Annotated in this window: 10 protein-coding genes; 9 read left to right on the forward strand and 1 reads right to left on the reverse strand. The window is 46.6% G+C overall.

What is annotated here, in order from left to right:
* Positions 1-29: 29 nt before the first annotated feature.
* Positions 30-1,274 (reverse strand): MFS transporter, encoded by a 1,245-nt coding sequence (locus KOD92_RS11460; RefSeq protein ID WP_215233712.1) that lies wholly within the window; start codon positions 1,272-1,274, stop codon positions 30-32.
* Positions 1,275-1,463: 189 nt separating this feature from the next.
* Between KOD92_RS11460 and KOD92_RS11465 the strand changes: the two genes are divergently transcribed.
* From KOD92_RS11465 to KOD92_RS11505, 9 genes are all read left to right on the forward strand, one after another.
* Positions 1,464-1,712, forward strand: coding sequence for a hypothetical protein (locus KOD92_RS11465; RefSeq protein ID WP_215233713.1), 249 nt, complete (start codon positions 1,464-1,466; stop codon positions 1,710-1,712).
* Between the two features lie 4 nt (positions 1,713-1,716).
* Positions 1,717-2,640: a winged helix-turn-helix domain-containing protein gene (locus tag KOD92_RS11470; RefSeq protein ID WP_229254637.1), complete on the forward strand. Its 924-nt coding sequence runs from the start codon at positions 1,717-1,719 to the stop codon at positions 2,638-2,640.
* A gap of 3 nt (positions 2,641-2,643) precedes the next feature.
* Positions 2,644-5,070 (forward strand): ABC transporter permease, encoded by a 2,427-nt coding sequence (locus KOD92_RS11475; protein WP_215233714.1) that lies wholly within the window; start codon positions 2,644-2,646, stop codon positions 5,068-5,070.
* Between the two features lie 234 nt (positions 5,071-5,304).
* Positions 5,305-5,967, forward strand: coding sequence for an ABC transporter ATP-binding protein (locus KOD92_RS11480; RefSeq protein ID WP_215233715.1), 663 nt, complete (start codon positions 5,305-5,307; stop codon positions 5,965-5,967).
* A gap of 15 nt (positions 5,968-5,982) precedes the next feature.
* Positions 5,983-7,293, forward strand: a complete 1,311-nt coding sequence (locus KOD92_RS11485) for a TolC family protein (protein ID WP_215233716.1) — start codon at positions 5,983-5,985, stop codon at positions 7,291-7,293.
* Between the two features lie 253 nt (positions 7,294-7,546).
* The gene (locus KOD92_RS11490) at positions 7,547-8,227 is read left to right on the forward strand and encodes a hypothetical protein (protein WP_215233717.1); all 681 of its coding nucleotides are present in this window, start codon (positions 7,547-7,549) and stop codon (positions 8,225-8,227) included.
* A 5-nt stretch (positions 8,228-8,232) separates the two neighbouring features.
* The gene (locus KOD92_RS11495; RefSeq protein WP_215233718.1) at positions 8,233-8,928 is read left to right on the forward strand and encodes a hypothetical protein; all 696 of its coding nucleotides are present in this window, start codon (positions 8,233-8,235) and stop codon (positions 8,926-8,928) included.
* Between the two features lie 76 nt (positions 8,929-9,004).
* Complete coding sequence (locus tag KOD92_RS11500) at positions 9,005-9,700, forward strand: GDSL-type esterase/lipase family protein (RefSeq protein WP_215233719.1); 696 nt, start codon at positions 9,005-9,007, stop codon at positions 9,698-9,700.
* A 126-nt stretch (positions 9,701-9,826) separates the two neighbouring features.
* On the forward strand, positions 9,827-11,170 hold the full coding sequence (locus KOD92_RS11505; RefSeq protein ID WP_215233720.1) for an FGGY-family carbohydrate kinase: 1,344 nt from the start codon (positions 9,827-9,829) through the stop codon (positions 11,168-11,170).
* Positions 11,171-11,172: the final 2 nt, after the last annotated feature.

Genomic DNA, 11,172 nt, shown 5'->3' on the forward strand with positions numbered 1-11,172 from the left:
TAGCCAATTTAACTATTAAACCAGAACACCTAACTCAACCTCACCGAAAACAGATCCTTCGAACGGAAATAGATCCAGGTGACTACTACAATCGTGAAAACGCCCCCTATTACTACCGAGGGGACAGTTCCGAATGCTTTGGCCATGACGCCGGATTCGAAGGCGCCGAGTTCGTTGGAGGAGCTGACGAACATTCCGTTGACGGCCGCGACTCGGCCCCGCATTTCATCTGGCGGGTAAATTTGAAGGATAGTTTGCCGCACAATCACACTTACACTATCAAAAACCCCCGTCGCGAAAAGTGCGCCGCAGGAGAGCAGGAAGTTTTCCGACAATGCAAAAACAATCGTAAATATCCCGAAACCGGCAACCGCAATGAGCATATTACGCCAGGCGTTGTGCGTGGGCGGATAGTAGGCCATCGCAAACATGGTAAGCAGCGAGCCGATCGAAGGCGCAGCCCGCAGTAACCCCAATCCTTCCGGCCCGACTTTCAGAATATCCTCGGCAAAAACGGGCAAAAGCGCGACTACGCCGCCGAATAACACAGAGAACAAATCCAATGAAATCGCGTAAAGCACGATCCTGGTACGGAATACGAACCGAAATCCTTCCTTCAAACTCTCCATGATAGGAGTAGTGATCCTGGCCATTTCAGGTCGCGTTTTGATCATTCCCAGCAAAATCCAGCAAACCACAAAGTTGGCGATCACGATCAGCAGCGTATTTGTAAGTCCCGCATACGCATACAGAAATCCGGCGATTGCAGGCCCCGTAATAGAGCCCGCCTGCCAAAAGGAACTGCTCCAAGTAGAAGAATTATGGTAAATTGCTCTTGGTACCAGAAACGGTTTGAGCGAGCTGGATGCCGGAGAGTAAAAGCCTTTTGCAAAACCAATCAAGGCAAAAACTGAATAGATCACAATCAAATGCTCCGTTTGCGAAAGCGAATTATAAATACCCGGCTGAAAAGCGGCATATAATATCACCGACCCTAGCAAAATAACGACCAGACTAATGTGCATGATCGTGATCTTGTTCTTCTGATCGGCAATATGCCCGCCAAACAGCGAAGTCATAACAAACGGGATCACCTCAGCCAGCCCAACCAGCCCCAGAGCCAGCGGATCGTGCGTCATTTTATACAATTCGTAGGCCACGATCACCTCCTGAATGAGGATCGATGCGGAAAAAAGAAATGTATTAGAGATATAAAAACGAAAATCAGAGTAACGCAGCGCTGCGTATGGATCTTGGGAAGAAACTGTTTTCAAATCGGACGTGGTGGTGTTATGCTGACCTAACACGCCAGCGTGGGTATTATGTTCTGTTTTAATGGAAAATTAATGAAGTTTGTGTCGTTAACGTGCTTTTACATTTCGTTAACAAGGTTTTACAGCGGTTTTACCTCAAAAACTCCATTGGCGGATACATTTGTTTCCTTCACTAAAACATCGGAAATTATGAAAAATGCATGGGGTTTTATTTGTGTGGTTTTGCTGGTTGTAACCACTTCTGCGGCGCTGCCTTCGGACGATGCGGATGATAAGAAGATCAGCAAACCGAAAGCAAAAAATGTAGTAATGCCCGCAAAGGCAGTTGAGCCGGCGAAAGCCGTAGACTCGGTTCAGACTAATATGATCGTTCCGACATTCCACTGGTTTGGGCCGTCTTTGAACAAGAAAAATCCATTAGGCAAAGACAAATGCTAATCGAATGCAGCTAATGGACATATCCGGCAACAGTTTCAACTTCCTGCGAAAACGCCTCTGCGTCTGCATCTGTGTGGCGGTTGTACTGTTGTCGGGTATAGAAAATGCTTTTGCAAATAATGAATCGATCCGTTTTGCAGAACACGTCAATCTGGCGTTGCGCCGCACTGCGCATCATTTATTGCTGCAAAATGGCGATTCGTCGACCAATATTCCTCCTGTAAACCAGATCGATGCCAACACCTTTTCTGTCCGCATTGAAAACCTTGCCGAGTACCGGAAGTTGCCGGAACTGCTGAAACAGTCACTTACTGTTCAAAAGATAGAGCGGAGTTATAATGTGATGGTCTTCAACTGCGAAACCGGCGCGCTGCAGCTGGGTTATAATATGCTCGACCTGAACCAGCCGGGCGGCGTGCCCTGCGAAAATCGCGACGGAAAAGCTGGCTGTTTTGTCGTACAGGTCAGTTTTGAACCTAATCTGCAAAAAGCAGCGGCCGAGCCTTTCAGCGCCTGGTGGATATTTCCCTTCGGCACCGGCCTCGCCGGGTTGGGGTTATTTGCCTGGAAACGATCCAGAAGCAGAAAAAGCAGCAACTTACCTGTTGAAGATAAACCGACTTCTGCATTTGAGACCAGCTTTGGGAATTCGGTTTTCAATAGCCAAAATCTCACATTGACAACCCTGGACAGCCAGCACCAGCTCACTTACCGCGAAGCCAAGTTGCTCGACCTCTTCGTGCGCCATCGCAACCAGGTACTCGAACGCGATTTTATCCTCAAATCGGTTTGGGAAGATGAAGGAATTACGGTTGGCCGGAGCGTGGATGTATTTGTGTCAAGACTAAGAAAACTGCTCGCCACCGACTCCAGTATCAAAATATCAGCCATTCACGGGGTGGGGTACAAAATGGAAATTCATTCCTGAACAATGTTCCAAACTTTTCTAAAAATCGGGCTACGCCACCTTTGGCGGACCAGGATTTATGCATTTATTAATATCTGCGGACTTGCAATCGGGCTAACCTGCGTACTGCTGGCTTCCATTTACATTACCGACGAGCGAAGCTTCGATAATTTTCATAAAAACAGTCCGAACCTGTACAGAATCACTACGCGAACGGAGACAAACGGAATAGCGGAAACAGTTGGTGGCACCGGCCAGGTGCAGGGCCCAGCATTTAAGGCGCAAGTGCCTGAGATACAATCTTATACTCGCATTATGGGAGGCGACATTTATGGTGACGTCAAAACTGCGGACAAGGTTTTTCAGTTGCAAATGCTATTTGTCGACAGCACCTTTTTCGATGTATTTTCTTTCAGAATGCGCTCTGGCAATCCAGCCACAGCACTATTAGGAAACGGTTCTGTCGTGGTTACGGAGAAAACAGCCCTCAAATTCTTCAACAGGACTGATGTGATTGGCGAAGTGTTGCAAATGGCGGGCGATCCGTCGGCGAAACGGTTGGGCAGGCCGCTTGTCATTACTGGTGTTGTAGAGAACCCTCCGTCAAACTCGTCCATTCAATTTGACCTGCTGTTTCCATTTCAATTTCTGCAATTGTCCTTTGAAGACAACAATTGGCTGAATGCCTATTTGGGCACATTCGTCGTGCTAAAGCCCGGCACCGATCTTCCGACAGTCGTCCGCAAATTCAATCAAATTGCAAAGATTTCCTCCAAAGACCAGCTTGCCGCCTTTGAAAAGGAACATGCTTCCATGCCAAAAATCAGCTATGATCTGCAGGCGATTACTGACATCCACCTTAATCCGCAGGATATCGCAGATCAGAACCGGGAAGCCGGCGTGATTAACGGAAGCAAGCCGATTTACTCAATCCTCTTTTTAACCGTGTCAGGTTTCATACTTTTCATGGCCAGCATTAATTTTATCAATATCAGCATCGCCGATTCTGCCCGCCGGGCCAAAGAAATAGGCATCAGAAAAGTAACGGGATCGAGGCGCCGCGACATTTTCCTGCAATTTATCGGCGAATCTGCCTTTATTAGCGCGATTGCTTTTGTATTCGCATTCCTGACAGCCCTGGTACTATTGCCTGTTTTCAATCAGTTATCGGGAAAGCAAATACTTCCGGAAAGCATTTTCCAACCCAGGATGCTGGTATGGTCTGCCGCTATTCTAGTATTCAACACCCTATTATCCGGCGCTTACCCGGCCTACCTTTTATCAGGTCTCACACCAATAAAGGTTTTATACGAAAAAGGCTATCTAACCGGTCGCTCTATTTCCGGGCGCGTCTTGGTTGTATTTCAGTTTGCGACGGCTATCACACTGGGCATTGCGGCGTTAGTATTTCGGGAACAAATGTATTTTATTCAAAATAAAGACCTGGGTTATAATCCGCAGGAAGTGGTCCAGGTTCACATCAATAATAATGGTGCGAATGACGTTCAAAGCGTTAAATCCGGTTTTGAATCTGAACTGAGAAATAAACCGCAGGTCCGGCAGCTTTCTCTTATCGGCGATTTCGGTTACCGACAAGCCAGGGTTGGCGATCGGAAGTTTAACAGCTACTACCTTACAATTGATGAGCATTACCTGGATATGCTTGAAATGAAGCTGAAAAGTGGCCGAAACTTCTCGACACTTTCGCAGTCCGACAAAAAGAAGGGGGTGATTGTGAATGAAGCATTTTTAAGGGCCGCAAACATTGAAAACCCAATCGGAGCCACGTTTTTTCCGGATTCGCATTTCGGCGCACAGCCTTTGACGATTATCGGAGTTGTCGGCAATTTCCACTACAATTCCCTGAAAGAGCGCATTGAACCGTTAGTAATGCCCATGAGCGACCAATTCGGCGGGGGTACTCTCCTATTCAAAACCGATCGCACCAACAGACAGGCGGCTGTTTCCGATATTCAGCACGCATTTCAGCAACTTTTGCCGGATGCCGCTTTTACTTACTATTTTTTAGATGACCTGAATTCTCAAAAATATCAGCAAGAAAAACGGTTGGAAAAAATGATCAGCTTTGCGACTTTTATTTCCGTGTTAATATGTTGTCTTGGCCTGTTCGGCCTCGCACATTTATCACTGATGCAGCGCAGAAAAGAGACAGGTATCCGGCTCGTGCTCGGTGCGACTGTATCAGAAATTGTTATCCTTTTTTCAAAGCATTTTATCCGGCTTATTGCAATTGCCCTAATGCTGGCCTGTCCGACTGCCTATTTCATAATGAATTTTTGGCTGTCTGATTTCGCATATCACATTCCGTTTCCCTGGTGGACGCTACCATGCAATGGAATCCTGGCGATCCTATTCACTTTTATAACAGTAGGTATCCAAAGTGCACGCGCGGCCGCTGCTAATCCGGTACTCGCGCTACGTTCAGAGTAATCATCACAAACCATTTTTCAGAGTTCCAATGCTTCGTCCGAAACCGTACACATTTGTACGTTTTTGAACGGTCACTACTTGGGAACAATAAATATCCTATTCAAAATCAACACCTTACATTCTTGGCAAGGCTTTTTAAAATAGGATTGGCATAAGAGATGCCGGGTGATCGGATTTTGTTTTTCAAACAGCTTGTCCGTAATTATAACCCGAAATCTCAAATCCAAAACTTTTATGATTAAGCTAGAAAAGATATCAAAGTATTACCCGGCAGGATTTGGCAAAACCTACGTTTTGCGTCACATTGATTTACATATTAAAGAAGGTGAATTCGTTTCGATCATGGGCCCGTCGGGTTCCGGAAAGTCTACCCTGCTACATATACTAGGTTTGCTGGAAGAACCTTCGGAAGGTGAATATCTTTTTCTCGACGAACCTGTTCAGAAGCTTTCTGAAAAGAAACGTACTGAGCTGCACCGTCACCATATCGGATTTGTGTTTCAGGCTTATCACCTGATCGACGAGCTGACGGTTTATGAAAACATCGAAACGCCGCTTTTGTATAAAGGAACCGGTTCTTCGGAGCGGAAAAGTCGGGTTGCAGAGCTGCTGGACCGTTTTAATATGGTCGCCAAAAAGGACCTTTTCCCTCACCAGTTATCGGGAGGCCAGCAACAGCTGGTAGGTGTAGCGCGGGCAATTGTGCATAATCCGAAAGTGATATTCGCCGACGAACCGACCGGTAACCTGCATTCGGAACAGTCGATCGAGATTATGGAATTATTTCAAAAACTCAATCAGGAAGATAAAGTAACAATTGTACAGGTAACTCATTCAGAAACGAATGCCGGGTACGGCAACAGGGTTGTCCGCCTGAAAGACGGCTGGTTAGCCTGAAAATACCTATTAGCCATGAAACGTATCATCATAATGCTCTGCCTGCTCCCGGCATTCGTCCAGGCGCAGAACACGCTCACTCTGTCCCAGTGCGTGGATCTTTTGATCAAAAACAACCTGACTTACCAGGCAGGAAACCTGCAAGCGGAGGCGGCACAGGCCCAGTTGCGGCAAACGCGGTCGCAAATCCTGCCGCAAATCTCCATCGGCGCAGACCAGAGTATCAATGTCGGCCGGAGTATCGACCAATATACCAATGCGTATATAGATGAGGTTTATGCTAACAATATCCTCGGAGTGGGTTTCCAGATGCCCGTTTTTCAGGGCTTTAAATTGCAGAATCAGATCCGCCAGGGTACACTTCTGAAAGAATCAGCACTCGCCAACCGCACTGCGATCCTGAATAATCAAACCATATTATTAATGCAGGGATACGTGAATATCCTGGCAACAAAAGCGCTGCTCGAAGCGGCGAGCCAGTTGGTAGTATCTTCCCAGGAACAGGTAGACCGGACTGAGAAGCAGGTCAATGCAGGTATGATCGGCGCTAACTTACTTTATGAAATCAAGGCTCAGCTGGCGAATGACAAATTTGCAGAAGTGACGGCACTGAACAATTATCGCACAGCCCGCCTTGCATTGTTTCAAAGGATCAATATCCCGCCAGACGACAATATTCAATTCGAGACGCTTATTTCCAAAGATGCTGTTGTTCCCGCCTCGGATGCATTGACACTTTATGAAGACGCACGCAAGGCATTTCCTGAAATCAAAAGTGCAGAATTATACCGGCAAAGTTTCGCTTATCAGGTGAAGTCAATCAAAGCAGACAATTTTCCCTCGCTTTCGTTGGGCGGCAATATGCGGGCATTTTATGCAACCTCTAACAAAGATCTGAGCTACTTTAACCAATTGAACGCAACCAGGAACGGTTACATCAGCCTCGGCCTGAATATCCCGATCATGGGTCGATGGGTAACCCGGCCGCGGGTGGAGCTGGCCAAAGTGCAGGAGCGGCAGGCCCAGAATACTTTGGACGTGACGAATCAGGCGCTGCGGCAGGCGATCGAAGTGGCGGTACTGAACCTGAGTGCAATGTCAGACAGGTATCTCGCAGCCCAGCAGCAGGTAGAATCGCTCACCGCCTCGTTCGCAATCGTCGAAAGCAAGCTGAACGCAGGCATAGCAAACAGTTTCGAATACACGCTGGCCAAAGCCAACCTGGGCAAAGCGCAGGCAAATGCCATTCAGGCTCAATATGATTTTCTAATGCAGCAGAAATTGCTAAAATATTACCGCCAGGGAAACTGGGAAGGGGTGTTTTGAGGGGCTGTTAGCTGTTAGCTATTAGCTGTTAATTTAAATATCAACAGGCATTAATCCTAATAGCTAACGGCTAATAGCCAACAGCAAAATAACATTCAAAATCTTGTTAGGTTAAATTTGGTATCGGTAATTTTTAAGAGGCGGTCTTCCTGGGGCCGCCTCTTTTTTTATGGTTTTTGTTAAAAAAAATTAAATAATTCGGGGGTTACTTATTGCGCTGTATATTGCCGCTGTCTAACTAAATACAACAGTCATGAAACAACTTCTTCTATTTGCCTTACTGGGGACCTGGCTCTCCTTAGGGAATGTTTATGGACAAATACAAAAGGGAACCGGGTATGTGGGCGGCACGATCAGTTTCGAAGGTCAAACCAAAAAGGACAAGGAAAAGGCCGAAGCACTGAATACTTCCAGCAACTGGGTGCAAAGCATTGCGCCAGAGATCCAGTTCGGAAAAATGATCGGCGAACGTACCATGCTTGGCCTGGGCGTACGATACAACCTGCAATATAATCGTTACAGGTATGAAGCCGCCGATCTCACAAATACACAGCTATCTCAGGGGATCGCATTGCTGCCATTTATCCGCCAGTATAAAACGCTGGGAAGCAGCAACTGGTCCGTATTTCTTCACGGCGAAATAGGGCCACAATTTCAATCTGTAGAAACGACTTCAACGCAGGGCAGCACGCCGGTTACGCAAAAAAGAGAGTATTGGCAGTATGGTTTGAGCATCAAGCCGGGTATTGCGTATGTTTCAAAGAGAAATGGCTGGGCTGTTGAAGGTTATGCGAATATTCTTTCGTTGAGCGCCAATTACGTTCCTTCCAAAGATGATGCGGGACGTGTGTTTATGCTTAATACCGGCATATCGACAAGCTTTCCAAACCTGATCACACTCCGTATCGCCAAATACATCTTCCCTAAAAACTGATAGCCATGAAAAATTCCATACTCACATTTCTGCTCATAATCTTCCTGACAAATATCGCAACGGCCCAATTTCAGTCAGGGGAATCGTTCGTCAGCGGAAGCTTTTTTAACAATTTAAATAGCGTAAGTCGGACCGATAACACGCCTCGTTTTAATGCATATAACCATTATATCAATCTCTCAGTCGGAAAGTTTGTCCGCGATAACCGGGCGCTTGGCTGGGGACTGACGCATTCGTTGTCGACGGCAAGCAATAGCGCGTTACAACCTGAGCCGACGCTATTGAGAGATATAAGCTTTGGGATTGAGCGTTTTGCAGAATATTACAAATCACTGAATGATAAGTTTGCATTATATGCACGCCCGGCCCTGAACCTGGGGTACGCATTCAAAAATAGCAATGCCGTCGAGCAAAATCTGGTGGTGTACGAAAGCAAAATCAATACTATCAGCATAAGTGCGGGCATTAGCGCCGGGGTTGTTTGGCGGGTATCACCAAAATGGGCGTTATACGGCGGATTTGCGTTTCTGAACCCTATTAGTATTGGCTACGAGTTCTCAAAAACAGAAAATTTTCAGAACAAATATCCGAATGGCGAGAACGTCAAATCGACGGGAAATGCGGTCACTTATGCTTTTTCTCCGAACCTTTCATCCGGTAGTATAGGGTTAGGGTTCCGTTATTTTTATGGAGGGAAATAAAAAAAGATAATTGCAGCAAATACATTAAAAACGCAGTGGATATGCCTTTTTTGGGCATATCCACTTTTTAGTTAGAATGAAAAAACACTTCCTGCTCCTTTTCATCGTCGGACTCTCGGCCTGCCACAAGCCCAACTATACCAGCCTTGGCGCTCCCTGGGAGCCTGATTACAAGGTAGACCGATCTGAAAATGCAATACTGAAATTTGAGAAAGAGGATGCCGAGAAAATGCCTGCCCCCGGTGGGATCGTATTTACAGGAAGTTCTTCGTTCACCAAATGGCAGGATGCCGCCAAGGATCTGGCGCCGCTTCCGATCATTAACCGCGGCTTTGGCGGTTCTACTTTGCCGGAAGTTATCCATTATGCCGACCGCGCAGTTACTAAATATCAGGCCAAAACGATCGTGATCTATTGTGAAAACGATATGTTCGGCAAGAAAAAGAAAACGCCGGAACAGGTGCGCGACGCTTATGTAACACTTACCAAAAAGATCCGCGACAAGCAGCCCGATGTATTGCTTTACGGCGTTTCCCTGAAACCATCGCCTTCCCGCTGGGACAAAAAAGACGAGGTGATCAGGGCCAATAAGCTGATTCAGGATTTTATCAGATCAGACAAAAATCATAAGTATATCGACGTGTGGCCGGTGATGCTGAAAAATGGCCGCCCCGATGGCAGTATTTTTACCAGCGACAGCCTGCACATGAACGAAGAAGGTTACCGCAGATGGACGCAGGTTTTTAAACCGATCCTTCAAAAAACAGCCTAGTTTGCGCATATTGAGGGATATGTCAAACATTTTACAAACAACAACTAAGGGTATTGGTTTTAACGTAAAGTCACTATATTAACCGAAAAAATACATTCCGGTAAAAAAGTGACACAACTTTGAATAATGAAAGTAACAGCGGTTTTTGACATTGGAAGGACTAACAAAAAGTACGTACTTTTCAATGAAAAGTACGAGATAGTAAAGGAATTTGCCGAATCGCTGCCGGAAACGACGGACGAGGACGGATTCCCGACAGAGGATTGCGACTTGCTGACTAAATGGGTCCAGGATCGCTGGGCCGAGCTGCTCGCTGATCCTGCTTACGATATCAAAGCTGTCAATGTAGCCGGTTACGGAGCGAGCCTCGTCCATCTCGACGCTTCCAATAAGCCGCTTACTCCGCTGTATTCCTATTTAAAGCCTTTCCCGGAAGACCTGCTGAAAGAGTTTTACAGTACTTACGGAGACCCGACGCGAATTTCGCTGCAAACAGGCTCACCGGCAATGGGAATGCTCAATTCGGGTATGCAGCTTTATTGGCTGAAACACACCCGCCCCGAGATTTACAAACAAATCGCGACAACGCTCCATCTTCCCCAATATATCCTTTACCTGCTAACCGGCCGCAAAGTGAGTGATTACACTTCTCTGGGCTGTCACACAGGTCTTTGGAGCTTTGAAATGTGGGATTATCACGAGTGGGTTAAAGCAGAAGGTATTCACAAAAAACTGGCGCCGGTACTGGCTTCGTCTTCCTTCATTTACCGTCACGGCGATAAAGGTATTCAGTCGGGATTCGGGTTGCACGACAGTTCATCCGCATTAATTCCTTACAGGATGGCGGTTAAAAAGCCTTTTGTGCTCTTGTCGACGGGCACCTGGTGTATTAACTTCAATTCTTTTGCATCCAAACCACTTACCTCCTACCAGCTGGAACGCGATTGCATGAACTATCTCACGCCGGAAGGAAGCGGGGTAACTGCTTCGAGGCTGTTCCTGGGTCGTGAACACGATTTTCAAACTGCAAGAATCGCGGAATATTTCCGGGTAGATACTGATTTTTATAAGAGAGTTGCCTACGATGAAAGCTTGCTGGCAATGGATACGCCGCCATTTTACACTGCCTGCATGACCGGAAATGGTCCATCCCCCGAACCGAATACGCAGGAATGGCAGGTGAGCGCATTTGCTTCGGCTGAGATTGCTTACCACCATTTACTGAAAGGACTTACAGAACTGCTGTTCATTTCACTCGACCTGGTTGCGGTGAACGATGTGCAGTCCATCTATATTGACGGCGGATTTGCGAGGAATGAGATTTTTTCTAAACTGATCGCGCGGCATTATCCTAAACACAAAGTGTACGCGACAGACCTGCCTTATGCGACTTCGCTGGGAGCAGCTTTGCACGTAACAAGACCACAGACTTTTGAGTTTTTAGAAGAAATTAGGGAAATAGCTGTCTAAGC

The organism is Dyadobacter linearis (assembly GCF_907165045.1).
GTDB lineage: Bacteria > Bacteroidota > Bacteroidia > Cytophagales > Spirosomataceae > Dyadobacter > Dyadobacter linearis.